We start from the raw sequence: 26,740 nt of genomic DNA on the forward strand, positions 1-26,740 counted from the left end.
ATAATAACTCAAAATTCCAAGCTGTTACTTCAGACTAAATGCTACATTTTACAACAGTCTAAAATTAACCGAATAATTTTAGGCCGACTACTCCGAAAATAATGCAGCTTAAATAGAAGATTTTCTTCCGACTCTTTTTCTCCTGAAAAAAGTACATGCCGAGTAGTACACTACCTGCTGCTCCAATTCCTGTCCATACCGCATATCCAGTACCAACAGGAATATCTTTTAATGCTAAGGACAATAAGAAAAAGCTTAAACTAGCAGAAATAATCGTAAAAATCGTGTATTTCACCTTTTTAAATCCCTCGGATAGCTTCATATTCACCACGAATGCTACCTCACACAAACCTGCAACAACTAATATGAGCCATTCCATTATTCTTCCTCCTGTTCATCGTCCACCAACTTCAGTCCAATGATGCCAAAGAGTAATAAACATAAAAAGAATATTTTGCTGAAGCTTATCGTTTCGTTAAACCACAGAATACCAACTATCGCAGTTCCTGCTGCGCCAATCCCGGTAAATATAGCATATGCTGTTCCAATAGGAATCGTCTTCATCGCATGTGCAAATAAGAAAAAACTAATGACTAAAAAGATAATTGTTACAATAGATGGAAGAAGCTCCGTAAAAGCATTTGCTTCCTTTAATCCTATCGCCCACACTATTTCCGTCATTCCTGCAAGTATTAGTAAAATCCAAGCCATTTCTATCACCTCAACCACACAATAAACGCTTTTGCAACTGAACGTAGCAAAAGCGTCTTTTTATATTTCTATTAAAAAATCAGCCTGCTTATCTAAATGATGTTTTAAATCACTTAGCACTTCGTCTGGAAATATATTTTCGGGTAAGCTTCGAATTTCAATTCCATAATTTGTTTTTCCTAATTTAAATAAGGACATTAGCACGCCATCTTCAAAGCAATCAGCATATGTCTCTACTTTTTGCGAAGATAACTCTGGCAAGACAATATTGTTCTTTTTACGCCAAAAAGCTGTAGATTTTGTTTTGTCACTTATTTGCTGATTAAATATACTAGCCACCAAATTATTGAAATCTTCTATATCTCGGAAATAGATTTTTGTTATTTGCTCCCCTTCATCTGTTAAATAGACAAATCTGTTTTGCAGATGATGATAAAAAGGTGAACGAAAAGCTTCTTTTTTATGGGCTATGTATAAGAGCTCTGCTTGTTCCTGTGGCGAAAGCACATTTAATTTACGTTCATCCGCGAAATCTAAGAAGCATAAGGCTGTCGGTCTTTCCGCAAAATCCTTTAAGAAACGATTGTATTCTTCTGGCACTATGAATTCTAACTGTGTATGCATATTAAAAGACGCATCTTCATATCGATGTTTCAGTAATAAAAGAGATGACAGGTCAGAGAAATACCTTATAAACCGTTGAACTGATATACCACTAAACAAAGCAAAATGCTCTACCTCATTTACATGGACATATAAATGAGTCAAATATTCATCTATGTCTTTCTCTTTTTTTGCCACTGAATTCACTCCTTCATCGTATGTTATATATTAGCATAATTTCTTCTAATGAAACATCTGTTTTTCTAATAACGTCTCTAATAACCGACAAGCAAAAAACAATCTTTTAAGCTATAATAAAAAAGGTGAAATTTGAAAGAAATATAGGTGACTCTCATGGAAAATAAAAAAAGCTTTGCCGATCGATTTGATTGGACGCTCGCTTTTATAATATTATTATTTCTTATCATTAGTTTGTTGGCGATTTCTTCCGCGCAAACATCTGGTCAATATACTACAAACTTTATTCCTAAACAACTTTTTTGGTATATAGTTGGAACCGTCATTATTGGGTTTGTTATGTTTTTTGAACCAGAACAATATAAGAAGATGTCCTGGTTTATTTACGGGATAGGCGTACTGCTTCTTGCTATCCTTTTTATCCTGCCTGACTCTTTAGCTTTAGTAGAACCACGAAATGGTGCAAAAAGTTGGTTTCATTTACCTGTCGGTGATATACAGCCCGCAGAGTTTATGAAGACGTTCTATATTTTAGGACTTGCTCGATTAATAACAAAGCACAACGAAACGTACTTAATGAAAACATTGAAAACTGATTTTATATTACTGGGTAAAATTGGTATCACATTAATTATTCCTTTAGCGTTTATCTTAACTCAGCCAGACCTCGGTACTTCCTTAGTATTTCTTGCAATAACAGCTGCATTAGTAATTGTAGCCGGTATTACATGGAAAATAATTCTCCCGGTATTTTTGGGAGGAGCAGGTCTAGGAGCAATACTATTATGGATGGCTCTTTATATGCAAGATTTCTTGCAGGATAAATTCGGATTTGATCCTTATCAATTTGCCCGCATTTACTCTTGGCTAGATCCCTATTCCTATGCTTCAGATGAAGGACTGCATTTAATTACCTCCTTGAACGCTATTGGTTCTGGAGAGATCTTTGGGAAAGGTTATGGCGGTCGGGAAGTATATGTTCCTGAAAACCATACGGATTTTATTTTCGCTGTTATTGGTGAAGAATATGGATTTGTAGGAGCAAGTATTGTCATAAGTATTTTCTTTTTACTTATTTTTCATTTAACAAAAATTACGCTTCAGTTAAAAGATGCGTATAGTACGTATGTATGTGCAGGAATAATTGCTATGATTACATTCCATGTATTCGAAAACATCGGAATGACGATTCAGTTACTACCAATCACAGGGATTCCACTTCCATTTATTAGCTATGGCGGTAGTTCGCTCATGGGGAATATGCTTGCAATCGGTTTAGTATTTAGCATGAAGTTCCATCATAAAACGTATATGTTCGCTAAAAATGAAGATGATTAAACTAGACAGATGTCAGATAGGGAAGTTGAAACTTTCTTATCTGACATAGGAAAAGCACAAGCGCGCTCTAAGTACAAAACCTGTTTTGTATCGTTTTCGGAGGTCTTTGGACAGACTTATTGCTATATCATTACCGATTGATTTTTAAGAGAGGCTGGTCGTGACTGACGTCACGACCAGCCTCTCTTTTCTCTGTAATCTTATGGCGTTTGTCTGTCCGTCGCCCTCCTTCAACAGTACGAATAAGTTTAAGATCTTTTTGGATAATGAGTGAATAGATGCTTTCCAACCTTTTATAAAGGAGGACAGTCTAGGAACTCGACATCGTGGTGCTCCTGCGCAAAGCTCGTCGCAAAATAAAAGAACATTTCGCAACGACTGTCTGACCCGCATCGTGCGGGCCTCCGAAGATGCAATTTCGTGTGCCCTAGTGCTCCTCTATACATTAGATGCTAACTATTTTTTGGTCATATACTCTTCAGTAGAAGAAAATTAGCAAATCTCTTCTTAAAGATTCTTGCTAGCTAACAGGTCCATCCCCTCTACCTTACCTTGTATACAATCCTCTGCATTTTACTATCGTTCAAAGTACCAGTGACTTTATGCACTTTTATGATAGATTTGAAAACATTTACTTGATTGTATTGGAAGGCGGCGACTCTAGCGGGATGAGTGAGACAGATGAGACATCACAACGGACGCGTGAGCTACGGTGATAGCTCATCGCTCACCCCGCGGAAAACGTCCGCCTGGAACGGAAAATTATATACTTTCTTATTCATGAAAAAAGGAGACTAGAAAGTTCGTTTTAAACGAGTTCTTCCAGTCTCCCTTTTTTAACTGTGCACGTGAGGACTTTGTGCTGGTGGTGCTAACGCTTTAAGCATGTCAAGTCTCGATTTTGTCATTGTAACAGTCACACCAAGTTTTGCTAGATTACTTACAATTTTCTTTAAATCAACTTCCTTAGCCATTCTTTCCACCTCGTCCTTCCCAATTATTAATACGATTTATATTAAAAAAAGTTTCTTATTTTTTTATTTTTTCTATCCTATTATACCACTTACTCACACTTTTAAACCTTTCAATTGTGTTACATATTTTAAGCAAATGTAAACCAAGCTACCTCCTAAAGGAGTGATTTCATTGAATGTAAAAGATGTGATGAGTAAAGAAGTTGTTACATGCAATCCACAAGATTATGTAAGTGAAGTTGCGGATCAAATGCGAACACTTGATATTGGTTGCTTGCCCGTCGTGAGTAATAAAAAATTAGTGGGAATGATTACAGATCGAGATATTGTCATAAGGTCCGTTGCTAAAGACGTTAAAAGCAAAGTAGAAGATGTAATGACCAAATCGGTTATTTCCGTTTCCCCTAATGAATCTACAATCGAGGCTGCTACCGTAATGGGACGCAATCAAGTTCGACGACTGCCCGTGGTCGAAAATGGTGCGCTTGTAGGCTTTGTGTCTTTAGCTGATTTAGCATTCCCCTTCCCACATGTCCAGGAAATTTCAAACGCTATGGAAAGCATATCCGAACCAAGACATTATTAATCATAGGAGCTATCCCTTTTTTATTAATAGGATGGCTCCTTTGTCGCGTTTGAGCGGTGGTTTGTTGCTTACGGCCATTTAATGGATGAAAATATTAGCTATGAGCACATACTGTCTTTTACAATGAGCGATTACAACGTGTTATACTAAACAGAAACGCTTAATATAGAGTAGAAGATTTGCAGAAAGCGGGGTTATGCATGAAAAAGACCATTTTCATTTTAATGTCCATTCAATTTTTAGTTTACCTTGGTTTCGGGATCATAATTCCAGTGTTACCTGAGGTTATTTTGCAGCAAAATTACAATGAAATTCATGTTGGCGGTTTATTAACGGTTTACTCACTAGCATCTTTTTTTACTGCTCCACTTTGGGGGATGCTATCCGATCGAATTGGCAGAAAAACACTTATTTTAGTTGGACTCGTTGGGTTCAGTTTAAGCTTCTGGCTATTTTCACTCTTCGTTGATTCGTTATTTATGCTTTACTTGTCCCGAGTAGTTGGGGGACTATTCTCTGGTGCCCTTTACGCAGCTGTGACTGGGTTTGCAGCAGATTTATCAGATGAAGAAAATCGCAATAAGTATATGGGATTCCTTGGGATGTCCATTGGTTTAGGCTTTATCTTCGGACCTGCTATCGGTGGTGTTCTAGGGCATGTTAGCCTATCTCTTCCATTCACAGTTTCTGCCATTTTATTGTTAATAATTTTTGTATACGCATTAATTATCTTAAAAGAACCAGAACGTTCCGGTGAAGCGAATAAACGCGCGCTTCTTCCAAAAGGTGCGGCAAGTCTTTGGTCATACCGCATTAAATACCTGTTCCTGTTTTCATTCATGGTTACGTTTTTACTTGCTGGCTTGGAAGCAACGTTCCAGCTGTTTCAAATTGAGAGAGTCGAAATTACGCCTTTACAAATAGGCTATCTATTCATGTTTAGTGGATTTGTAGACGCTGCCATTCAAGGTGGAGTTGTGCGACGTATTAAAAATGGTACCGAGACAACTTGGCTAATGTACGCACAAATCATTACTGCTATCGGACTATTCCTAACAGTATTTACGAATAGTATTTTCTGGGCTGGATTATCATTATGTGTATTCACTGCGGGTAATGCGCTTGCTAGAACAACGATTGTTTCGCTTACTTCGAAGGAATCTGGCGGAAGATATGGAACTGCCGCTGGAATGACGTATTCGATGGATAATTTAGGCCGGATCATTGGTCCACTATTATTCGCATGGTTATTTACAAAACAACCAGATAATATTTATGTACTATCTGGTGTACTAGCAGTTCTTTCAATTGGATTGATTTTCGCCTACCGCAAATCAACGAAGTCTTTGAAAGATGCCGCGTGAGATTGATGATTTAACGACATAACATAAAACAAATGCCAAGAAGACCTCACTAATAGTCTCCTTGGCATTTTTCCTATTTTATTTCAAGTTGAGGAGTTACTTTTGCTAATTCGGGATGGGCAGATCTTACTACGGATGGTCTCGCCATTATTAACATAACACCGATTAATAAAACGCTAGACACAATCAATATAATCTGCGCTGGTAAAACATCATATAAAAATCCGAACAATACCATTCCAACAGGCATCAATGCCATAGCACCGGTTTCTAAAATGGAAAAAACCCGGCCTTTATAATCATCTTCAATCATTTTTTGCATCATTACTTGCAGTGGCGTATTCGTAACGATCATCGATGCTCCAAAAATAAACATCAATAAAATATAAAAACCTACTGTAACAACATAGGACATATTAATTAATAACGGTATAGCTATAGACCCCATAATCACCCCTAGGGTAACAATACTCCATTTTGAAACTAAAAAAGGATATTTAAGCTCTTTACGAGCTGAAAAATAAATCGACAGGAGTAACATTCCTATTGCGAATGCACCTTCTGTAAATCCAAAATGCTGTGCGCCTATTTTTAATTTTTCAATTAATATAAAGGAATATCCTACTTGGAATGCACCAAAAAGGAAATTAATAAGAAGCGAAATGACGATCAAAATTTTTAAAAGTGGTTGTTTCATTGCATAGTTGAAACCTGCTTTCATACTCTGAAGCATTGGCTCCTTTTCTTCCCCTTCTACTGTCTCTTTTCGTTTCGCAAATAAATTAAAGTTCATCGTGGATTCTAAAATAACCGCTATGATTGATGCCACTAGGTACATAATAAGAAACACAGGCATTGGAACGGTACCGTACAACAACCCACCTACCGCTGGACTTCCGATTGATGCAAACGAAATAGACATTTGGTTTAATGACATCGCTTTTTGAATTCTTGTCTCATCTACAAGCCCAGTGATAGACGAACTAAACGTTACCCCAGAAAATAATGACGTTAATGATAAGATGACAGTTGTCGTGTAAATTGCTGCTAGCGATAATCCTGCCGTTAAGCTTACAATGAGCAGTCCCCCTATCGCTATTGTTGTAGCAATTTGTGCCACAATAACGATCATCTTTCTTGAGTACTTATCCGCCGCATACCCCGCAAAAGGTGCAACTAAAGTTCTTGGTAGGATACTACATATTAAATTTGCTGCGAAGCTAGTTGCTGACCCAGTCAATTGTAAAATATAAAAACTAATTGCAAATGAATATACTGACGCCCCAAAACTTGATACGAGCTTACTTATTGTAAAAGTCCACAAATGATAAGTTGCCCTTTTAAGCTTAAACACTTCTTCCATTTTCATTTCCCCTTTGAAAAGTTTAATAAAATTATACAAATAATACCATATTATACCTTCCATTTCAACAAAAAGTTTAATATAATTAAACTAATTAAATGAGGTGAAGAATATGCCAACATTGGGCGAACGTATACGCAAACTTAGAAAACAACAGAAAATGACGTTAGAATCCCTTGCTGGAACAGAACTTACAAAAGGCATGCTCAGCTTAATTGAAAATAATAAAGCGAATCCTTCTATGGAAAGTTTGAATTATATAGCAGATCAATTGAGCGTAGATGTGACAGAGCTTTTGGAAGAGGTAAGTGGTCATGAATTAAGAGAGGTCTTAGAAAAAGCAGAAATACTTTTTAATACGAAATATGATGACTTAACAGATGAGCACCAACAATTAATTCATCTAGTAGAGCCTTATGTGCCAAAGCTTACACAAGGATACGAGGCTGCACGTTTACTCGAGTTATACAGTAGATGTTTATCACGTTATAACCAACAAGAATCTGAAACTATCCTAAAACGTGTTGCAACAATGTATGAACAATTAAATTTGACAGCAAAACGTGGAGAAATAGGAACGGTACTTGCGGTCATTCCTTTTACTAATCACAACTATCAGGAAGCGCTAGATATTCTCCTTTCGGAACGTGCAAAACTGGAAGCAAACCCATTATGGATCGACCCCCTCTCCCGATTAGACTATGACTACTTAGAAGCTGTATTATATTTTGCTGTTGGCAAATATGAAGACGCTATTCGTTTAATGGAAAAAGCGATTGAGTATTCAAATAAAAATAAAATATTTAAGCAAGTGGATAACTTATATAGATTAGCTGCTGTTCAAGCGATGATGGCTGAGGATGAGGAAAAAATGGATTATTATTTACAAAAACTTCTTGCATATAGTGAGTTTGCAGATGACGAGGATTCGAAAATTTTCATCCGTTGTGCCGAAATTCATTACTTGAATTCATTTAAAAAAATGTATATCGAAGCAGATCATTTATACAGAACATTCTCCCTGCAAGATATTAACAAAAAACTGTTTGCACCATTCTTTCTTCTAGAAAGAGGGAAAACCTTATTTGGTTTACAAAAATATGAAGAAGCAATTGCCAAACTAGATGATGTTGTGATTCCCGATGTTCTTCATCACCCAATTGATTTATCGATTTTCTATGGAAAGGATGCATATATTGCATTATGTTACTTGGAAATGAATCAAAAAGAAAAAGCACTAGATGCAGCAACAACAGCTATAAACCATATAAATGTCATGCCAGATACCCCGTATAAAACATTTATCCAAGAAACTTATGAAAAGATACAATCTAATTTGTCTATTGATTAATTGTTGTCGTTCCTACAGGATTATCTAAAGAGGGGGTTAATCATTGAAGAAGAATTGGTTTTGGGGAGTTGTTAGCGTCATTTTTATAAGTTGGATTGGAAATACCATCTACTTTGAATCTAAGCAGTTAAAAGAGCCAGTTATTTTAAATACGTATATAGATGTGCCTTCATCGGAGAATACGAGTTTCACCCTGCTTTATATAACGAATAAAAACGAAGTAGTGGAATTAGATAGCCTACTAGTTGATGGATACACTTACTCGAATGAACGAAACTATTTCCCATGGTTTGGAGAACCTTCCGCCCAATCATATAAGCAAGAATTCACACATCATTTTCTAAAGGAAGCACTTTTCACATTGAGTGAAGATGATATAAAACGCCTGCATGAAAGTATTCAAACAGACAACGTTCTTGCACGATTTACAAATGGGCAAGTGATTCCTCTAAAAGTGGATAGGCTAAATTTTAAGCCGAATAAACCACAGGACATTGAATTTGCTAATATGAGCGGTGGTAGTTATAACAACACGACCGAAAGAGAGATAATTTATATAAAAGATGCAATTACGATGAATGCTTTTGAGCTACCAAAAGCAATACAACAAAATATAGATATCAAAATTATGCTTTGGAAAGATACTAATAAAGGAAGTTCAAAAGAACAAGAAGTATCCATGCAAAATTGGACCGATATTGATGCTCCACTATATACAGATGTAAATTGGCCACTTCAAATAGAAGTTGGAGATACTGTGGGTCTTTTCTTTCATACAAAAGATGACATAGATGACGTAAAACCAATAGCACTTATGCAAGATTGGACAGGAGTCAATGCGCATGGAAAATCAATAAGACACGGTATTTCTATTCAAGTAGACCCAATTTTTTCCCAAAAACAAGTGAACACCGTCGTGAAGAAAGCGAGAGGTGAGGAGAAATGAGAAATGGATTTAAACAACTATTCATTGGTTTCCTTTTAGTATTTATTAAAATTCATATAATCGTTGACCTGCTCCCGGACTTTATTGGCTATATTTTCATTTACAATGGCATTAAACAAATCGCCACTATATCATCCCAATCCTATGAAAGTTTGAAAGTACTTTCGATTATTTTAGTAGTCGTTTCTCTACCTAATTTCTTCATGAGTGATCAATTTATTCAACAGATTAGCTGGTTAACATACTACCCAACACTTCTTAGTTTGCTAAAAGTGATTCTTGTTTATTTCTTATTTGAATTACTACGAGAGGTTGCAAAACTACTTCCTTCCAATAGTGCTTTATTATCCACGAATCGGATGTTTTATTGGTATATGACGGTTACACTAAGTTCTTTATTCATCCAATCCTTTTTAATGAATGTGACAATGGACGTAATGCTACCAGTATCTATTTTACTTATCATACTTTACCTAATTGTAGAAATATCTTTTCTCGTGTATTTAAACAATATACGCAAGAGATTTCCGGAAGAAGGATCTTTTGAGAGATATGCATAGAAAAAGGCCTGTTGTCTAAGTCAAAATCGACTTGGATAAGGCCTTTTCTGCTATGCGGTCATATAAGTTTTTAACCGGTCAGATTTGTTTCTATACGATCAGAATCATTTTTATCCGGTTACATTCCGACTCATTCGATTATTCGTTATGATAAGAGCGATAATTTTCAAACCAACTCATAAACTTGGTCCAAGCATCTTCGAAATCTGGTTGAATACAAGAAATTTGCAGTAAGTTTTTTTCTAGCAAATAATCACTTTTATAATGAAGATCAAATCCCGACATACGCGCATCTTCTGCTAAATGTGGAAAGCTATTTTCCTTCCACGTAAAAATCATCGGGTAAGGATGATTTGCTAGTAATTGTATTTGATGTTTTTCCACTTCTTCTTCGATAAATTTCAACCGATTATGTAAAAGGTCGTACCTAACTCCCCTATCATATGCCATCAGTGCATTTTCTAAACTTTGTACAAATGGAGATGGCACCGTAAATGGCACTGCATTATTCGAAGATAACCCGATATCTAAATAAGTTGGAATCCTCTCACTAGCCATTATCTCTGTATTGGAAAATACAAAGGCTAATCCACTCATTGTGCCAATTGCTTTCCCACTAACTCCAGTAGCTAAATACACCCCATCCATGTGAAAAGGAAGTGCCCCAAAAGAGCTCACACAATCTGCACAGACTAATACATTATACCGATTACATATTTCTACTAGCTTATTTAAATCATTTAACATCCCTGTAGACGTTTCGCCATGCGTCATGAGCAACCAACTATAATTTCCTGTTGCAAGTTTTTTTTCAATAGACCCTAGGTCAAAAGAAGCTCCCCACTCATATGCTTCTACATCATATGAAAGCTTCCATCTTTTCGCTTGTTTCTCCAAACGTTCTCCAAAAGCTCCATTTGTAAGAATTAGTCCCTTTTCACCGAACACATGTAATTGAGCAATCATCGCTTCGTTGGCGAGCGTTCCACTTCCTACTAACAGATGTACATATGCCGCACCACTCATCGTCAAAAGTCGGGTCTTCACTCGCTCTAGCATCACTTTAAACTCATGCGAACGGTGAGATATTGGTTTTTCTAAAAATGCTTGCTGTATAGGTTTAGATTGTTGTACTGGCCCAGGATAAAACGAATATCTTTTTTGCTTGAAACGGGCCGCAACGGAATGTTCAAATCGTTCTCTTGTAAGCACCATCGGTACAAAAAGAGCATCACCTGTTCCAACTGTTTCTGCAAATGGCTCAAAACCTAGCTGGTTATATAATTTTTGTTCCCGAACCGTTCCAGATATAACGGCCGCTCCGTATCCATTTTCGTACGCATAATCAGACAATGCTCGTGCTAAATAATAAAATACTCGTCCATTTCGATGTTCTTTATCAACTGCCATTAATCGAACTTCACACAACAGTCCCTTCAGCGCATCTTCAGGAAGTAACTCCTCTACTGGCCCAAGTTTTCGGTCTAAGGAAAAGGGGCGTGCAGCTCGAAACGCAATCATTCCGGCAAGCTCCTGGTCCTTTAATACAATGACATACACATTTTCATGATGGAAAGCATCTACCCGCATTCCACTTGGATCCGGTTCGTGCTGCGGAATTTCTTCCACAAATGTTTGGTAATTTAATCTAGCAATAGCTTCAAACTCTTTTTCCGTACGCGCAATTTTACACCAATACACCCTTGTTTCCCCCATCTATTCACTTGAATGATACCGCTCTGTTCTTTTTTCTAATAAAGTAATCCCTATCGCTATCAGTAAAATTGCTAGAAGTAACATCAACATTAAATACGTAGAAACATTTCCTAAGGTTTCCCCATAAATGGTCACTCTCTTTAAAGCTTCCATGCCATAATAGATAGGTGATACCCACCTCATTGCTAGCAAGCTATCTGACTGTACGATTTCAAGTGGCCAATATGCTCCACCAATCATCGCAAAAGCCACTGCGAGTAATGAAATAATTACACTGCTCTGACTCACTGTTTTAACCAGCGAGATGATAAATAAGGAGAATGCCATCACAAGTAATACATAGAAACTACAAATCGTTACTACTTTCCAAAATCCTCCGTACATATTCGTACCTACTATGAAACGAAATACTAAAATGACTAAAAGCATCTGTATGAACCCAATCATAAAACTAAACGATAGATGTCCAAAATACAATTGGAATCTACTAATAGAAGCGAGTTTTAATCGATTCCAAATTCCAGTTCGCTTATCTTCTAATATAAATTGTACATTAATAGAGATCGTATAAAAAACAAAGTAGAGCATAAATCCAAATAAGCTTTGCAATGCACCGTCGTATCGGAATACTTTTGACTCATCCATTGCGGATTTTGTTAGTTGGAAAGCTTGTTCTTCCCTTATCCTCTTTTCTACTTCTTCCCACTTACTTTCACCACCTGCAGCATATACCTGATCGCGAAATGCAAGCTCACTATACATTGATTCGATTTCTAGTGATAGCATTCTTACTGTATCTGATTCTGTATCCGATAAAACCGAATACGATTTTTCTTGAAACAATATCCCGATGGTGTCTCGCTTTTCCTTCATTACTTTTTGAAGCTCTTTTTCAGTTAAAATGGTTACTATATAATCATCTTCGTTCTGTAAGCTTTTTAGAATTTCCTGACTCGTGCTCGTATCGTCGGTGGCAACTAATAATGGTAATTTACTACCAACAGAACCGCTTAGTATATAAGCAAAAATAACAGTCATGACTGTCATCGTAATAAGAACAAGAGGCTTTCTCTTCAAGTTTTGGAGTCTTGCCAACCATATCCCCTTCATGATGTCACCCCTCTTTTCGGAAATAAAACAATAGCAAGCAATACGCAAAGAATAAGTGCTACATACAAAGCGGTCATATAAGGCCAAATTACATCTAATTGTTGACCTTTTTGAATGAATAATGTAGCTGTCATTACCGCACCATTCGGTGTGAAATTGCCGATACTAGCTAGTAAGCTAGATACATCTCCAATATTGAAATATGATCCTCCGAGAAAAGCGAAAACTGAAACAAATAAACCATTAAAAATATTAGCTGCTCCACCTGATTTTGTTCTAAATTGAAGGGTTGTTAGTAAAGCTGCAAGCCCCCCTATAAATAGACTATAGCTTAAAACAATAATAGCCATTGCTTCTAATCCCATCCAGTCAATTCTTAGCACAAATTTACCGAAGAGTAGAATAATGATTTGCTGCATAATCGCTACAAGTGTTCCTGTAGTAAAAATAGAAAGAGCATACTTAGTTGCCGACACACCCGCTAAAAGTATTCGATCATATACTTTCCACTGCACTTCCTGCAACGCAAAGCCTGATAAAAAAGACGGTATATAAAGAGCAAACATGACAAGCATTCCTACTGTGTAATAAATAGAAGCAGGAATTTTTCGTTCCCCTTCTTCTAGAATCTGTTCTATTTTTTCAACATGCTGATTACTTTGCATAACTTCATCTGGGGAAATTCCGGCTTTGGCAAGAGCAAGGGACTTCGAAAAACCATTTTGCCATTGATCGATTATAGAATGAATTATGGAAGCCCTAATTTCATTTTCTTGGCTTAAAAATAAATCAATATTAGGTGATTGATTGTCATCAAAATAAGCTGCTTTTATATAATTCAATCGAAAGTTAGCTGGAACCACTAAAATTCCATCGATGTCTTTCACTTTCCGAATGCTTTCGAGTTCACTAGCTGGCCGCTTCTCTAACGTGATATATTTATTTACATCTTTTGAAGCCAAAATAGAGTTTTCTAGAATATAAATTGGATCATTGTTTTTAAATGCATTTAAAGCAGGTCCACTAATTCCTTGTTCTTTCAGGAAACTTGAAATAGTGGCCTCTTCCTGCTCCCAGTTAGATTCATCTATGATAACTAGTTTTGCTTGAATAGCAGGCTCTCCTTCGCTATTCATAATGCCTGCAAGCGCAGTGGAAAGAATCGTAATTAGCACCATAGGCATAACTAATAAAATAATGAGTGGTTGTTTGTTACGCAAGAGCATTTTCATTTGTTTACCAATTAAAGTAAGTAGCATTGTCATCCCCCTAGTCTCTCAGAGCTCTTCCAGTTAAATGTAGAAATACATCTTCGAGAGAAGGGACTTTCACAATTACCGATGTAATATTTACGTCGTTTTCAGCAGCAATAGCAAAAATAGTAGCAAGCGGCTCTTCGTTTTTAGGCATCGATAGCAAAAGTATTTCTTCTTCTTTCCGAACACTTGCTGTAGGAAAATGACTCACCAGTTCTCTTTCAAATTCAGCTGTCAGTAGATGCCCTTTTAATTCGATTGTTTGATTGTCTGAAACAAGAGATTTTAGCTCTTCTTTTGTTCCAAATGCGATAATCTCCCCTTGATCCATAATGTAAATTTTGTCGCAGAGAAGCTCGACTTCCTCCATATAATGGCTTGTATACAATAAGGTCATCCCTTCTTCCACTAGCTGTTTGACAGTATCTAAAATATACGCTCTAGATTGTGGATCGATTCCTACAGTCGGTTCATCCATGATTAGGATGGATGGTTTATGCAAAAGAGCAGCTCCTATGTTTAAACGACGTTTCATTCCTCCAGAAAAAGTTTTCACAATATCATTTTTTCGGTCAGATAACCCAATCTTCATCAATATTTCTTCTATTCGTTCTGATAATAGTTTTCCTTTTAACCCATAAATTCGGCCAAAAAAAGCTAAGTTTTCTTGTGCAGAAAGCTCTGGATATAAGGCAATTTCTTGGGGCACCACACCAAGCGTTTTACGAAGCGCCTCTGGATTTTTATTGATAGATACTGTATTCCACAATACTTCCCCACTCGTTGGCGTAACTAATGAAGAGAGCATCGAAATAGTTGTTGATTTTCCAGCCCCATTAGGTCCAAGTAATCCTACCGATTCCCCCGCATCTAATTGCATGTTAATTTGGCGAACCACTTCTTTTGTCTTAAATTTTTTATGAAGATTGATTGCTTGTAGCATTGTCCTATCTCCTTTATCTATTAAATTGCCTACAAATACTTACCCATCACACCACTCATAAAAGTAGGGAACATTGTATAAATTTGGATAATAATTTAGTTCCATTATATCAAACTAGTATCTAAATTTTGTAAAACTACATATAAATTTTATGTAGACACACTAGGGAATATGTAGATTGGATAGATGGGTATGGTTTGATCATTGTAATTAAGTGGTAGTCACATGAGAAAGGCGTAAGCTTTTTTTCATTGTAAACAGCAAAAAGCCGCCCTATAAAGGAGAGGACACTGAGAAAGTCTATTCATCATTACTTAGCGAGTTCTTTGTTTGAATCAATTTCATAATTCCAATTTACATGAATAAAACACGAACAAATAATAAAGAAATATATATTTTACACGGAATAAAGTATAGTTGATTTCCGCTATAGGCGGACGCTTTCAGCGGGGTGAGCGATAGAGCGTATTTATTTTATGGTGATTGGAGTGAAAGGCGGCGACTCCAACGGGAAAAGCGCGTCCAGGTGAGACCCCGCAGGAGCGCACATAGGAACAAAGGCTAAGAACGCCACCTCGTGTGGCAACGCCTTTGTGACCAACATCCTGTCGGCCTGAGGAGGCTCACGGACCGCCCGCGAAAAGCGTCCGCCTGCAACGGAATCACCTAGACATTAAAATCGAAGCGAAAAAGAGGATAAATAGACAAAGAAATCCGGCACTTCCTGTTCAAACTTGAACAAAAAGTGCCGGATTTTAGTTTAAAAAGAATTTACTATTTTAAAACCATTCTTTTTTCAGTGGACTCATCAAGGACAGCTTTTCTGTTTTATTATTATGCTTCTACTGTTTGTGTTTCTAGTGGAGCATTGTAAATGTCTTTGTCTAATTCTCCAGTGATTTTCGCCGTCGCGACACCAGCAGTCATAGATCCACTTACGTTTACAGCTGTACGACCCATATCGATTAATGGTTCTACAGAAACAAGTAAACCTGCTAAAGCAACTGGTAAGTTTAAAGCAGAGAGTACTAGAATTGCGGCAAATGTTGCTCCGCCACCAACTCCTGCAACTCCAAATGAGCTAATTGCTACTACTGCAACTACAGTAAGAATAAACATAGGATCTAAAGGATTAATCCCTTGTGATGGTGCAATCATAAATGCTAGCATTGCTGGATATACGCCCGCACATCCATTTTGCCCGATGGACAAACCGAACGAACCAGAGAAATTTGCAATACCTTCCGAAACGCCTAGCTTAGTTGTTTGCGTATTAATATTAATAGGTAAAGTACCTGCACTTGAACGTGATGTAAAAGCAAAAATTAATGGTTCTGCTGCCTTTTTCACATACGTTATTGGATTTAATCCAGAAAGTGTAATGATTAATAAGTGTATTGCAAACATGATTGCTAACGCAACGTACGATGCTACAACAAATTTACCTAAGCTTAAAATTGCAACAAAATCAGAGGTTGCGACTGTTTTTGCCATAATCGCTAAAATCCCGTATGGTGTTAACTTCAGTACGATTCTCACTACACTCATGATAAGTGTGTAAACTGCATCTATTCCCTTTTTAATCGTTGCAGCAGTTTCTATTTCTTTACGAGCTACACCTAGATAAGCAAATCCTAGGAACGCCGCAAAAATTACCACTGCAATCGTAGATGTGCCGCGTGCTCCAGTAAAATCTAAAAATGGATTTGCTGGAAGTAAATCAAGCATTTGCTGAGGAAGTGTTTTATCTGCTACTTCCGCAGAACGTCCTTCATAGTACTCTGCGCGGGCTGCTTCAGCATCCCCTTGAACAATTTGATCTGCGTTTAGATCAAAGATTGCTGCTGAACCAATTCCTACAAGTGCAGCTACAGCTGTCGTACCAATAAGGAAGCTTAAAATAATTGCTGCCATCTTCCCAAAATTTTTACCAATCGTTATCTTCGTAAATGCACCTAAAATCGATATAAATACTAGTGGCATAACTATCATTTGTAATAACTTAATGTATCCTGTTCCGATTAAGTTATACCAATCTGCCGACTCGGCTAATACTTCTGAAGTCGCCCCATAAATAAAGTTTAGTGCTAAACCCAATGCTATCCCTAACCCTAATGCCGTAAATACTCGCTTCGAAAAAGTAACATGTTTTTTTTGCATTATGATTAAGATTCCAACGAACAGCAATAAAGCTGCTATATTGAGAATAATAAATAATAAATTCATATAAAATACCTCCATCTCTCATTCTCATCATATAATAATACTTTTATTCCTATTGGTCAAGTAGGTTTTATTTTCTTTTTGGCATGTGGTTTTCTTCATTCTTTTCATTAAATCAGCTATACTAAAGATTAACTATAAGAAAAGGCATAGGGGTGATAAACTTGGCAACAGGCTTCTTTAGTTTCGTTGTTTCTGGCATACTTATTTTAAATATTTTTCTTGCGATTGCTTTAATTTTCATGGAGCGACGAGACGCTTCTTCTACATGGGCATGGATTATGATTCTTTTCTTTATCCCTATTTTAGGCTTCGGAATTTACTTATTGTTTGGAAGAAAATTACGGAGAAAAACGCTATTTCGATGGGAAGGTAAGAATCAGATCGGGATTGATAAGCTCATTGATTTCCAAATGGAAGCAATTGAGGATGATTCGTTCGATTTTCGTTTAGATGACGCAAGCCAATTTAAAGAATTAATTGTAATGCATTTACACAATAACCAAGCCGTCTTAACCCAGGACAATAAAGTAGAGATTTTTAATGATGGCCGTGAGAAGTTTGATGCACTCATACATGACATAGAAAATGCTAAAGATCATATTCACATCCAATACTATATCTTTCGTTTAGATAATCTTGGACAGCAAATCTATCAGTTGTTATTAGAGAAAGCAAAACAAGGGGTAAAGGTTCGAATTTTATATGATGATACAGGATCAAGATCTTTACGAAAAAGACATTTTAAAGAGCTAATTGAGCTAGGTGGTCGAGTAGAAGCATTTTTCCCAGCTATCTTACCGCTAATTAATCCACGAATGAATTATCGCAATCACCGCAAAATTGTTGTTATAGATGGACGCATTGGCTATATTGGTGGGTTTAATGTGGGAGATGAATATTTAGGGTTAAACAAGAAATTTGGCTATTGGCGGGATACACATTTACGCATTGAGGGTAGCTCCGTTCACCCTCTTCAAACGCGATTTATACTCGATTGGAACCAAGCTTCGACTGACCATGATATCGAATATTCCGATCGTTTCTTCCCTGCCATTCCGATGAAAGGTTCTGTTGGTTTACAGATTATTTCAAGTGGACCAGATTCGGAATGGGAGCAAATCAAGTACGGCTACCTGAAGTTAATTATGATGGCGAAAAGATATATTTATATACAGTCCCCTTATTTTATTCCAGATGCGAGCTTTATGGACACACTTCGAATTGCATGCCTATCCGGTATTGATGTGCGTATAATGATTCCAAATAAGCCAGATCACATTTTTGTTTATTGGGCTACTTATTCTTATGTCGGAGAATTAATCAAGGCTGGAGCGAAAGTGTATATTTACGAAAATGGATTTTTACACACAAAGATGATTGTTATTGATGATGAGGCTTCTACAGTAGGAACAGCTAATATAGACGTCCGCAGTTTCAAGTTGAATTTTGAAGTAAATGCATTTATATATGATCGCGAAACTTCCCATCAATTAGCAGAGCTTTTCGAAGAAGATATGAAATTATCAACCGAAATGACTTGGGAGCTTTATGAGGAAAGAACAAAAATGATTAAATTTAAAGAATCACTGGCACGCCTAATATCTCCTATATTATAGAAAGAGAAGTTTCCAAAAATGGAAACTTCTCTTTTATCATTTGGCTCTGTTAAATTAGGTCGTTATTTTTTAAAAGAATATATTTTGTAACGAAATCCGAGAGACTCCCACGGAAAATCGGGCCGTCAAGACCCCGTAACGAGCTTATAGGAAAAAATCCTTTTTCCCCAAGGAGGTTTGGCATTTCGTCCGTGGAAAGCGAGCAAACTTTCGGAACAGATCCTATATTTTACAAGTCAAAATATTCTTCTAAAGTGATTCCTGCTTCATACACTTTTGGCGCTAGGTCTTCTCCAATATAGCGGAAATGCCATGGTTCATACATATACCCAGTGATTTTCTCTTTGCCATTTGGATAGCGCATAACAAACCCATACTTATGGGCATTAGCCGCCACCCATTTACCAGCTTCTGTTTCTCCGAAGCTTACCCTCGCAAAATGTTCTTCGAAAAGTTTCTCACCTATATCAAACGCTAAACCTGTTTGGTGTTCTGAATATCCAGGACGTGCACTATAACGATCAGCTTCTTCCTGTCCATCATTATTTACATATCTCTCATACAATTGGATTTGATAATCAAAAGAGCGATACGAACTGAATGCTACGAGTTCATAGCCAGAAAGTGCTGCTTCTGCTGCCATTCGCTCGAATGCTTCTCTCGCTTCTTTATTTTCTCCTGGTGCGTACGTGGATGGTAAAGGATATTTTTTACTCGCTATTAAAACTCCCTCCACATATGTCGGTACTTCAGGTAACGTCTCATGCCCTTCATATCCTTTTGCCCCTGACATATCAATTTCCTCTACTTTTTCAAGTGGTTGTTCTACTACAGGAGTTTCTTCTACCTTTTCCTCTGTTACTGGTTCTGCTACTTTTTCTTCAATCACAGGTTCTTCAACTTTATTGGAAATACCTAAAGTTGCAATACTCTTATCTATATTCCAATCATTCATTCCTATCCATATAACGATAAATCCTATTAATACTACTGCAATGGTTCCCGAAACAATATAAGGCCATTTTTTCTTCTTTTTTCTTGATAATAAACTATATCTCGATTGCATCTCTTGCTCTTCCTTCTTTCTGATTACGATACTTCTAGTTTAACATTTTTCCTTAAACTATTCCTTAAACTATTCCTTAAAACAATACAAACAATATGATTAATAATTATTCTACTATCGCGACAGAAATAAAGTTATAAAAAAAAGCCGGTACCTTTAAGAAGGTAACAGCTAAAAAAGACTTTTCAATCGTTGTCGTAAGGATTCGATGAACTTAGGTCATCTTTCTAGCTAAGCATTTTTAAGACAGTCTGAGATAAAAGGTTCTAAAAGGCGTTGTTAAAGCTAATGTTGTTATGCAAAGTCTACTCTTCTAAAAACAATAGCCTAATTTAACGGAGCCTTAAAAAAAGTTTAGACCTAGAACTACGAAAAATAGTATAGCAAAGACAATGGACATACCTTTCATCCATTTGGCTTCTCGGACAAATCCTTTTTCTTTAAAGCTAATTGCACGGTGTCCATTACTTAACGCAAATATAGCTGTCATAAACAGAACTGCCATATTTAAATTTCCGATAATAATAAATACTAAAGAAGTAATACTTACTGCAACAATTAATAAACCAAAAAGCCAGTTTCTATTCATTTCTTACACCTCTCATGAAAAAAACGAAGCTATAAGAAGCTTCGTTTTTTGTTATACAGATTCTTCCGCTTTTTCTGGATGATTCGAGTAGAATTTACGTCCTAAGTATGTCTGGAATATTAAAATAAGCCCACCAACAGTCCAATATAGTGGCAATGCTGCCATTGAGCTAAAGGAAATAAACATAATCATAATAGGTGAAATATAAATCATCATTTTCATTTGTTGTTTTTGTTGCTCAGGTACTGTCCACAGCGATACTTTTGCTTGGATAAAATAAACTACACCTGCAATAAGTGTCATCGCAATATCAGGAGAACCTAGATTAAACCATAAGAAAAGATGCGTCTTTATATCGGTTGAATACAAAATGGAATAGTATAATCCCATGACAATTGGCATTTGAATAAGCATTGGTAAGCAACCCATATTCAGTGGATTTACTCCGTGCTTACGATATAATCCCATCATTTCTTGTTGTAAAGCGGCTTGTTCTTCCTTCGTGTTGTTTTTTTCTTTTAGTTTCTTTTGGATTTCGTCCATTTCTGGTTTCAGCTTATCCATTTTTACTTTCATGCCTTGTTGATTCTTATAGTTTTTAAGCATTAACGGCATAAGGGCAAAACGAATAAGTACGGTAATTGCAATAATTGCTAATCCGTAGCTACCATTGAACATTTCCCCAAAGAAATGAATGAGAAATTCAAACGGTTGAACAAATATATTATAAAATGTACCTTCTTTGTTTTCTACTCCTGAACAACCACTGAGAACAACAGCTGCAAACACAAGAATAGAAAGTAATCTAATTTTCTTCTTCAATGGATTCACCTTCAATTATCAAACTATAACGAGTATACCTTAATATGAAGCTATTTATCAAATTTAACGTAAGAACTTAAATTGCATTAGGTTCTTTGGGAAAATTATATTTAAAATTAGGGTGCTCCTGTTGATCTCTAAATTGCTTTGGAGTTAACCCAGTGTATTTTTTAAATATTCGAGTGAAATAGCTTTGATTGCAAAAATGGAACGAATTAGAAATATCTGAAATACCTTTATTTGTATGTCTCAAGAAATACTGGCATTCTTCAACTTTACGAATATTTAAATATTCCACTAGTGTCACACCCGTATGTTCTCTAAAAATACGAGATAAATGACTTGTACTAATGTTAAAGTGCAGAGCGATATCTTCCACCGTGAGATTTGTTTCAATTTCATCATTAATAAATAATATTACTTTGTTCACGGTTTGATGTCCAAATGATGGTTTTTTCCTTTCCGTAATTACCAATACAAAAAACTCTACCAGTTCGTCCGCACATTGTAAAAATTGAGCGTCATTCATTTTAGTTTCAATAACTTCTAAACTTGCACTATTAAAGGCCATAACCTTATCTATAGGTACTTGATTTTCAAAAAGCTTTCTTGCCATAATAGCAGATAATTGTACATAATAGTTTTTTACATTTAAAATCATTTGTTTTCCAGATGTTGCAATTATTAAATCAATCATTTCTCTTAATACTTTTTTCGCTTTTTCTATTTCAAATGAATACATATCTAAAAATAGCTTTTTCTCTAGTTCATAGAATTGGTCTAATCCCTCTACTCTATTAGTAATGCCCATTTCTTTTGCATATGATTTTGCGAAGTATTCTAAAAATATCTTATCTGTGCTTTTCATAAAAACCTCATCTTTCTTTAAGTAGTTCTTTTGTATCCGTCTGGAACTAGTTCTGTAGAATCATTTTATAACACTTTATTGAAAAATAAAACTATTTTAGTTTAGATAAATAAATATTATTTTAATATTATCTTTTTTTCATTTTTACTGTGCATTATTATCTTCAGTGCTTACTTTCTGCTTTAATGCAATTCTTGACTCATGTTGAAAAGGGATTTTTACATTCGTTCAAGTCCTAATCTTTTAATAAAAAGACTTTGTTAAACGAATGTTGGTCACAGCGCTCCTTCTGCGTTGAAAGGCGTAGCCGACAGACGCAAATTCGTTACCACACGGATGTGGCGAATGTAGGATTTGATCCTATAAGCTCGTTGTGGGGTATTGGCAGCCCGTTTTTCCACAGGAGTCTCGCAGATTTTCATCACAGAATATATGCTTTCCTAATTTAACAGAGCCTATAAAAAACATGTAGGACTCTATCATTAACTTTATCAAAATTAACAATATTTTCAAATACTTTTGCTTGAATCGGTAGAAGATTACCGTGATTTGTTTAACAACACTAAAAAAAGTGTCTAGGAATAGACACCTTCTAAATCTTATACTAGAGAATTCTGTAAGGAACTGAGAGCTCTGCACAGAATCAAAGCGTTTTTTTAGTATTATCTTGTATTTCCTCGTTATAATACTGCACGCTCGTCATTGCACCTTCATCAACCATTTTATTATCTGGTATATCGTGTGGATCTGGGTGTCCTGCTTTCGTTAATTCGGAACGGTTATGTTTTTGAGATTCCATATAAGAATTTATTTTCGATTTTGTATTATTGAATGCTATCACAGCTTTATCACGATTTTCTTTTTTACTGAAGTATGCATATGCACCTGCTGCTAGACCTGCTAATAATAGAGATTTATTTTTCGCCATAATTATTACCTCCAAGTTAATCGTAATGTGTATCTATAGTTATACATACCCGCAATTTCAAAATAAAAACCTATTATAATTTTTATTTCGAATCATTTTAAATCCCAGGTCATCGTTTCCTCCACATTATAAAAAAATTGTTTTCTATATTATCTTATATATTTATAGAAGATTGTTCGTATTTTTGTTATGATAACAAAAAGAATTTAGAGGTGATTTCAAATGATTAGGGCGACGACGTTAGAAGATATTTCAACTGTACAACAAATCGCAAAGATCAGTTGGAACGATACTTATAAAGATATTATCCCAGAAGAAATACAAAAGCTATTTTTAGAGAAGGCTTATTCCAAGATGATGCTTGCTAAACGAATAGAAAAAACTCTTTTTTTACTTGCTGAATATCAAGGACAGCCAATTGGATTTGCTAATTTTACTCTTGTTGACGAAGATGGAGATATTGAACTAACCGCAATCTATGTGTTGCCAGAGTTTCAACAAAACGGATACGGCAAAAAACTAATCCAAGCAGGTTTAGAAAAACTACATACAGGTCGTCAATTGTTTGTTTATGTAGAAAGTAAAAATGATGGAGCACGTGTTTTTTATGAAAACTTCGGATTTGAGTGTTTAGAAGAATTTGATGAATACTTTGAAGGACATCCGTTATCTACTGCAAAATATGTATATTTATTAAAAACACCGACTTATTAAATAAGTCGGTGTTTTCTTTATAGAGTTTGTTCTGGTGAATAATACTCTTCTTCCAATTGAACTGGTGGTTTACGTACAAAGCACAGGATTGCAGCAATATACAATAGAATGGAAGTGAAAGAAATAATTCCTGCAAATACTCCAGCTAAGATAAACATAATCCCTGCTAGCTTGGCATTCTTATTTTTAGCTATAAATACAATTCCAAAAATATTTAAAACTAAACTAATTAAAATAGCGATGACAAATACCCATCCTAATACAGTAAACAAATTAATAAATGTATCTACGCCTTGTGCAACTAACACAGGATCTTCCAATGTGGGATCATTTAATATTTCTTGTTCTAAAATATTCGAGAATTCCGCTTCTTGGAATGTTGCACTTCCTCCAATAATTAATAATGATAGCGATATTACTGAAATAACACTAATAATAGCACTTATAACTCCTAACACTATCTCTCCAGTACGTGACATATAATTTTACCTCCCTTTAACTATTTACCATTGTTAATATACGAAAACTTCAAGTAAAAGTTTCGTCTTTTTTTCAAATTCCCTGCATAAGTTAAGTTAAACCTGTTTAATAATATTGTAACTGGGGTATTTTACAATTAACACCAATTAAGAAAGGATGATTTTCATGGAGGAAAAATTAATCTTTAGTCAGTCAGATTTCTTTTATACACTGGCAGGTGCGTCCGTATTAACAGGTATATTATTCTTTTTTACACAAATATAATGCACAAAACATAAAAGGCAATCCACCTGAGAAAAAGAGGATTGCCTTTTATTATGCTTTTACATCATCATATTCATCAGATTTGTTAAATGCAGCAACGACGTACGAGCACACAGGCTCCATTTTCAAATCATTTTCACGTGCATAAGAAGCGGCAGTATCAAGCAACTTTTTCGCTACACCTTGGCCTCTCAATTTATCAGAAACATATGTGTGATCCATCACCATAACATCTCCAAGTAATGTCCAAGTAATTTCCCCTAGTTTTTCTCCATCTTGAATATACTGATAGGCAAATACATCATTACCAAGTTCTTTGTATTGAAAATCCATTGTTCAACACTCCTTTCTAGAATCTTATCATATTTATTTATTAATTGACAACGGACGCAACTTCGCTTCTATTTGCGCTCTTTTTGTCTCTAAAAAAGGTGGTAAAGCAAGTTTTTCTCCTAATGATTCTATCGGTTCGTCCGTATCAAAACCAGGTTCATCCGTAGAAAGTTTTAATAGAATACCATTTGGCTCTCTAAAATAAATAGCTTTGAATGCTCCTATCTATTCACCTCATTATTTTGGCCATGTCATTGAATCTGTTAGTATTATTTACAAGTTTAATTTCCAAAAAGTGTTTGCAAAAATAACTTTTGTGAAACAGTTTGATATTAATGACCATCAGTAACAATATCAATGCCACGCATCATTAACGCAGCAAAACCTGTTAGTACACGACCTGAAGTCGCATTGTGAGAATTAGTAGGGCCTGGAGCATTCATAGCTGCACGCATCGCTGAAACCCCTGGTAAGTTAGGATTAGCTTCACCAGTTTTAACAATGTGTTTGTCAAGTTTTGCAAAGAATGATTGTGGCGCACCCCATGCTAATGAGTAAAGATATACTGATGATTGTCTATGTGCTGGACTCATTAAAGCGATAGCTTCATCATATCGAGCTTTCGCAGTATAAGGGTCTAAGTTTGGTGTAAAGTTTGCTGTATTAACAGTAGCAAGAGCACCATCGAGAATCGACTGAGTTACTGGAACACCATTAGAATTATGGAATTCATCTAAGAGAATATTAGTAGTATCAATCAAGTTTTCGTAGTATGAAGCAATACGTTCGCCTGCTGCTTGATACTTGTTAGTAGATACTGGAGTTACAGTAAATTTTTTCAGCGATAATCCACGGTAAGCTAAAAGTAAAGCTTGGCCTACTACTGAGTTATAACCAGTTGAACCGAATAAACGTCGAGGTACAGTTAGACCTCCACCAATAGCAAAGTAACCACCGTTATTAATTTTGTTTTCGAATCCTAAAAGAGCTTCTGAATAGTTAATCAGATGGGTAGATGAAGCAGAAGATTTAGCTACTAAGTTTTCGTACATACCTAAAGCACCAATTAAGATAGCTGCACTATTAAGACTCATTAGAGGAACTTTAATTGAATTACCAGTTTGGTATTCTGAATAAGTTGTTGGAACTCGGTTACCCCACAAGCCACCTGGAAGATAATAATCAGCAAGAATCGATTTTGCTTTCGCTACCAAAGCAGTTAAACCATTGTTCACGCGAGTTTGGTTTGTCAAGCTCAACTTGGCGTAAGCTGTACCACTTTTAATAATGGAAAGACCCATAATTAAGAAAGACTCATTTAAAAAATTACTATTCGGCAATTTATCGCCCGTCATGTAACCCTCTGATTGAAGGATACTTATTAATGTTTCGATCTCAGTTTTAATACGGCCTTGACGTGCAGTATTAGTATCTGGAACTTTGTTGTGGAAAGCGCCTAAGAATTGCAATTGTTCTGCAAGTCGCATTGCGTTTGTTTCTCCAACTGGTAATGAACGAGGACCAGTGATTTGTGTTAGTGATGAGTTGTAGTTGAGGCCTGATGGAAAATAAGTTTCGAATAAAGTTGTTACTTCTGACACAGTATTTAGATTAGCCAATGTCAGATTTCCCCCTGTATGATAATTAGTAATATAAAAACGTGATAGCAGTTTGTTTGAACTCCGTATTAACTTAACCTTTTGAAAATTGTCAAATCAAGTCGAACAGGTCAGATAATTCATGAATACCTCAAAGGGCGTATTGAAATTAAGGACCTTCTGGGTACTTGATTGAAATTCAAGAGAAACGTCATGA

Annotated in this window: 26 protein-coding genes and 1 pseudogene; 8 read left to right on the forward strand and 19 right to left on the reverse strand. The window is 35.9% G+C overall.

Annotation, left to right across the window (positions count from 1 at the left end; translation table 11 throughout):
• Positions 1–64: 64 nt before the first annotated feature.
• From MHH81_RS18155 to MHH81_RS18165, 3 genes are read right to left on the reverse strand one after another with little or no spacing between them, the layout of a single operon-like run.
• Positions 65–379 carry a DMT family transporter gene (locus tag MHH81_RS18155; RefSeq protein ID WP_340923968.1) on the reverse strand — a complete coding sequence of 105 codons (315 nt, stop codon included), beginning with the start codon at positions 377–379 and terminating at the stop codon, positions 65–67.
• Positions 379–711, reverse strand: a complete 333-nt coding sequence (locus MHH81_RS18160) for a DMT family transporter (RefSeq protein WP_340923970.1) — start codon at positions 709–711, stop codon at positions 379–381. Before MHH81_RS18160 ends, MHH81_RS18155 begins: the two co-directional genes overlap by 1 nt.
• A gap of 60 nt (positions 712–771) precedes the next feature.
• Positions 772–1,512: a hypothetical protein gene (locus MHH81_RS18165; RefSeq protein WP_340923972.1), complete on the reverse strand. Its 741-nt coding sequence runs from the start codon at positions 1,510–1,512 to the stop codon at positions 772–774.
• 156 nt (positions 1,513–1,668) lie between these two features.
• On the opposite strand from MHH81_RS18165, the gene MHH81_RS18170 reads away from it, so the two are divergent.
• Positions 1,669–2,850, forward strand: a complete 1,182-nt coding sequence (locus tag MHH81_RS18170) for an FtsW/RodA/SpoVE family cell cycle protein (protein WP_340923974.1) — start codon at positions 1,669–1,671, stop codon at positions 2,848–2,850.
• An 836-nt stretch (positions 2,851–3,686) separates the two neighbouring features.
• Here the strand turns inward: MHH81_RS18170 and MHH81_RS18175 are convergent.
• Positions 3,687–3,824 carry an Lmo0850 family protein gene (locus MHH81_RS18175; protein ID WP_340923978.1) on the reverse strand — a complete coding sequence of 46 codons (138 nt, stop codon included), beginning with the start codon at positions 3,822–3,824 and terminating at the stop codon, positions 3,687–3,689.
• Positions 3,825–3,996: 172 nt separating this feature from the next.
• Between MHH81_RS18175 and MHH81_RS18180 the strand changes: the two genes are divergently transcribed.
• Both MHH81_RS18180 and MHH81_RS18185 read left to right on the forward strand, forming a co-directional pair.
• Positions 3,997–4,410, forward strand: coding sequence for a CBS domain-containing protein (locus MHH81_RS18180; protein WP_340923981.1), 414 nt, complete (start codon positions 3,997–3,999; stop codon positions 4,408–4,410).
• A 200-nt stretch (positions 4,411–4,610) separates the two neighbouring features.
• Positions 4,611–5,774, forward strand: coding sequence for an MFS transporter (locus tag MHH81_RS18185; protein WP_340923983.1), 1,164 nt, complete (start codon positions 4,611–4,613; stop codon positions 5,772–5,774).
• A 73-nt stretch (positions 5,775–5,847) separates the two neighbouring features.
• Here MHH81_RS18185 and MHH81_RS18190 read toward each other — a convergent pair whose 3' ends face one another.
• Complete coding sequence (locus tag MHH81_RS18190; RefSeq protein ID WP_340923986.1) at positions 5,848–7,137, reverse strand: MFS transporter; 1,290 nt, start codon at positions 7,135–7,137, stop codon at positions 5,848–5,850.
• Positions 7,138–7,249: 112 nt separating this feature from the next.
• Here MHH81_RS18190 and MHH81_RS18195 point away from each other — a divergent pair, with 112 nt between their 5' ends.
• From MHH81_RS18195 to MHH81_RS18205, 3 genes are read left to right on the forward strand one after another with little or no spacing between them, the layout of a single operon-like run.
• Positions 7,250–8,488, forward strand: a complete 1,239-nt coding sequence (locus tag MHH81_RS18195) for a helix-turn-helix domain-containing protein (protein WP_340923988.1) — start codon at positions 7,250–7,252, stop codon at positions 8,486–8,488.
• Between the two features lie 43 nt (positions 8,489–8,531).
• Positions 8,532–9,434 carry a hypothetical protein gene (locus MHH81_RS18200; protein ID WP_340923990.1) on the forward strand — a complete coding sequence of 301 codons (903 nt, stop codon included), beginning with the start codon at positions 8,532–8,534 and terminating at the stop codon, positions 9,432–9,434.
• Positions 9,431–9,994: a hypothetical protein gene (locus tag MHH81_RS18205; RefSeq protein WP_340923992.1), complete on the forward strand. Its 564-nt coding sequence runs from the start codon at positions 9,431–9,433 to the stop codon at positions 9,992–9,994. Before MHH81_RS18200 ends, MHH81_RS18205 begins: the two co-directional genes overlap by 4 nt.
• 138 nt (positions 9,995–10,132) lie before the next feature.
• Here MHH81_RS18205 and MHH81_RS18210 read toward each other — a convergent pair whose 3' ends face one another.
• The 5 genes from MHH81_RS18210 to MHH81_RS18230 all read right to left on the reverse strand — a co-directional run bounded on the left by MHH81_RS18210 (position 10,133) and on the right by MHH81_RS18230 (position 17,245).
• The gene (locus tag MHH81_RS18210) at positions 10,133–11,695 is read right to left on the reverse strand and encodes an aminotransferase class V-fold PLP-dependent enzyme (RefSeq protein WP_340923994.1); all 1,563 of its coding nucleotides are present in this window, start codon (positions 11,693–11,695) and stop codon (positions 10,133–10,135) included.
• 15 nt (positions 11,696–11,710) lie between these two features.
• Positions 11,711–12,820 carry an ABC transporter permease gene (locus MHH81_RS18215; protein WP_340923996.1) on the reverse strand — a complete coding sequence of 370 codons (1,110 nt, stop codon included), beginning with the start codon at positions 12,818–12,820 and terminating at the stop codon, positions 11,711–11,713.
• The gene (locus MHH81_RS18220) at positions 12,817–14,079 is read right to left on the reverse strand and encodes an ABC transporter permease (protein ID WP_340923999.1); all 1,263 of its coding nucleotides are present in this window, start codon (positions 14,077–14,079) and stop codon (positions 12,817–12,819) included. Before MHH81_RS18220 ends, MHH81_RS18215 begins: the two co-directional genes overlap by 4 nt.
• A gap of 10 nt (positions 14,080–14,089) precedes the next feature.
• Entirely contained in the window at positions 14,090–15,019 is a 930-nt protein-coding gene (locus tag MHH81_RS18225; RefSeq protein WP_340924000.1) for an ABC transporter ATP-binding protein, read from the reverse strand.
• A gap of 834 nt (positions 15,020–15,853) precedes the next feature.
• Positions 15,854–17,245: an L-cystine transporter gene (locus MHH81_RS18230; protein WP_340924003.1), complete on the reverse strand. Its 1,392-nt coding sequence runs from the start codon at positions 17,243–17,245 to the stop codon at positions 15,854–15,856.
• Between the two features lie 161 nt (positions 17,246–17,406).
• Here MHH81_RS18230 and cls point away from each other — a divergent pair, with 161 nt between their 5' ends.
• Complete coding sequence (gene cls, locus MHH81_RS18235) at positions 17,407–18,861, forward strand: cardiolipin synthase (protein ID WP_340924006.1); 1,455 nt, start codon at positions 17,407–17,409, stop codon at positions 18,859–18,861.
• A gap of 229 nt (positions 18,862–19,090) precedes the next feature.
• Here the strand turns inward: cls and MHH81_RS18240 are convergent, their stop codons facing one another.
• The 5 genes from MHH81_RS18240 to MHH81_RS18260 form a co-directional block, all read right to left on the reverse strand.
• A complete protein-coding gene (locus MHH81_RS18240; protein ID WP_340924008.1) occupies positions 19,091–19,927 on the reverse strand; it encodes a M15 family metallopeptidase in 837 nt (278 codons plus the stop codon).
• Between the two features lie 343 nt (positions 19,928–20,270).
• Positions 20,271–20,516: a hypothetical protein gene (locus tag MHH81_RS18245; RefSeq protein WP_340924011.1), complete on the reverse strand. Its 246-nt coding sequence runs from the start codon at positions 20,514–20,516 to the stop codon at positions 20,271–20,273.
• A gap of 51 nt (positions 20,517–20,567) precedes the next feature.
• Positions 20,568–21,338 carry a membrane protein insertase YidC gene (gene yidC / locus MHH81_RS18250; protein WP_340924014.1) on the reverse strand — a complete coding sequence of 257 codons (771 nt, stop codon included), beginning with the start codon at positions 21,336–21,338 and terminating at the stop codon, positions 20,568–20,570.
• A 76-nt stretch (positions 21,339–21,414) separates the two neighbouring features.
• Positions 21,415–22,206 (reverse strand): AraC family transcriptional regulator, encoded by a 792-nt coding sequence (locus MHH81_RS18255; protein WP_340924017.1) that lies wholly within the window; start codon positions 22,204–22,206, stop codon positions 21,415–21,417.
• Positions 22,207–22,849: 643 nt separating this feature from the next.
• Entirely contained in the window at positions 22,850–23,134 is a 285-nt protein-coding gene (locus MHH81_RS18260; RefSeq protein WP_340924020.1) for a hypothetical protein, read from the reverse strand.
• A gap of 222 nt (positions 23,135–23,356) precedes the next feature.
• On the opposite strand from MHH81_RS18260, the gene MHH81_RS18265 reads away from it, so the two are divergent.
• Entirely contained in the window at positions 23,357–23,848 is a 492-nt protein-coding gene (locus tag MHH81_RS18265; protein WP_340924022.1) for a GNAT family N-acetyltransferase, read from the forward strand.
• A 17-nt stretch (positions 23,849–23,865) separates the two neighbouring features.
• Here the strand turns inward: MHH81_RS18265 and MHH81_RS18270 are convergent, their stop codons facing one another.
• The 4 genes and pseudogenes from MHH81_RS18270 to MHH81_RS18285 form a co-directional block, all read right to left on the reverse strand.
• Entirely contained in the window at positions 23,866–24,327 is a 462-nt protein-coding gene (locus tag MHH81_RS18270; RefSeq protein ID WP_340924025.1) for a DUF4064 domain-containing protein, read from the reverse strand.
• Between the two features lie 316 nt (positions 24,328–24,643).
• A complete protein-coding gene (locus MHH81_RS18275; protein WP_340924027.1) occupies positions 24,644–24,925 on the reverse strand; it encodes a GNAT family N-acetyltransferase in 282 nt (93 codons plus the stop codon).
• A gap of 33 nt (positions 24,926–24,958) precedes the next feature.
• Positions 24,959–25,141, reverse strand: a pseudogene (locus MHH81_RS18280) (ring-cleaving dioxygenase); the annotation flags it as partial.
• A gap of 116 nt (positions 25,142–25,257) precedes the next feature.
• A complete protein-coding gene (locus MHH81_RS18285; RefSeq protein WP_340924029.1) occupies positions 25,258–26,544 on the reverse strand; it encodes a hypothetical protein in 1,287 nt (428 codons plus the stop codon).
• Between the last annotated feature and the right edge of the window lie 196 nt (positions 26,545–26,740).

It is taken from the genome of Psychrobacillus sp. FSL H8-0484, from assembly GCF_038005325.1.
Lineage (GTDB): Bacteria > Bacillota > Bacilli > Bacillales_A > Planococcaceae > Psychrobacillus.

Excerpts from the sequence above, each read along its gene's own strand:
- MHH81_RS18230 (WP_340924003.1), bottom strand. The coding sequence starts at position 17,245 with ATGAATTTATTATTTATTATTCTCAATATAGCAGCTTTATTGCTGTTC.
- MHH81_RS18185 (WP_340923983.1), top strand. The coding sequence starts at position 4,611 with ATGAAAAAGACCATTTTCATTTTAATGTCCATTCAATTTTTAGTTTAC.
- MHH81_RS18195 (WP_340923988.1), top strand. The coding sequence starts at position 7,250 with ATGCCAACATTGGGCGAACGTATACGCAAACTTAGAAAACAACAGAAA.
- MHH81_RS18215 (WP_340923996.1), bottom strand. The coding sequence starts at position 12,820 with ATGAAGGGGATATGGTTGGCAAGACTCCAAAACTTGAAGAGAAAGCCT.
- MHH81_RS18175 (WP_340923978.1), bottom strand. The coding sequence starts at position 3,824 with ATGGCTAAGGAAGTTGATTTAAAGAAAATTGTAAGTAATCTAGCAAAA.
- MHH81_RS18245 (WP_340924011.1), bottom strand. The coding sequence starts at position 20,516 with ATGAATAGAAACTGGCTTTTTGGTTTATTAATTGTTGCAGTAAGTATT.
- MHH81_RS18170 (WP_340923974.1), top strand. The coding sequence starts at position 1,669 with ATGGAAAATAAAAAAAGCTTTGCCGATCGATTTGATTGGACGCTCGCT.
- MHH81_RS18205 (WP_340923992.1), top strand. The coding sequence starts at position 9,431 with ATGAGAAATGGATTTAAACAACTATTCATTGGTTTCCTTTTAGTATTT.
- MHH81_RS18220 (WP_340923999.1), bottom strand. The coding sequence starts at position 14,079 with ATGCTACTTACTTTAATTGGTAAACAAATGAAAATGCTCTTGCGTAAC.
- MHH81_RS18265 (WP_340924022.1), top strand. The coding sequence starts at position 23,357 with ATGATTAGGGCGACGACGTTAGAAGATATTTCAACTGTACAACAAATC.
- MHH81_RS18275 (WP_340924027.1), bottom strand. The coding sequence starts at position 24,925 with ATGGATTTTCAATACAAAGAACTTGGTAATGATGTATTTGCCTATCAG.
- MHH81_RS18225 (WP_340924000.1), bottom strand. The coding sequence starts at position 15,019 with ATGCTACAAGCAATCAATCTTCATAAAAAATTTAAGACAAAAGAAGTG.
- MHH81_RS18160 (WP_340923970.1), bottom strand. The coding sequence starts at position 711 with ATGGCTTGGATTTTACTAATACTTGCAGGAATGACGGAAATAGTGTGG.
- MHH81_RS18240 (WP_340924008.1), bottom strand. The coding sequence starts at position 19,927 with ATGCAATCGAGATATAGTTTATTATCAAGAAAAAAGAAGAAAAAATGG.
- MHH81_RS18255 (WP_340924017.1), bottom strand. The coding sequence starts at position 22,206 with ATGAAAAGCACAGATAAGATATTTTTAGAATACTTCGCAAAATCATAT.
- MHH81_RS18155 (WP_340923968.1), bottom strand. The coding sequence starts at position 379 with ATGGAATGGCTCATATTAGTTGTTGCAGGTTTGTGTGAGGTAGCATTC.
- MHH81_RS18260 (WP_340924020.1), bottom strand. The coding sequence starts at position 23,134 with ATGGCGAAAAATAAATCTCTATTATTAGCAGGTCTAGCAGCAGGTGCA.
- MHH81_RS18270 (WP_340924025.1), bottom strand. The coding sequence starts at position 24,327 with ATGTCACGTACTGGAGAGATAGTGTTAGGAGTTATAAGTGCTATTATT.
- MHH81_RS18190 (WP_340923986.1), bottom strand. The coding sequence starts at position 7,137 with ATGGAAGAAGTGTTTAAGCTTAAAAGGGCAACTTATCATTTGTGGACT.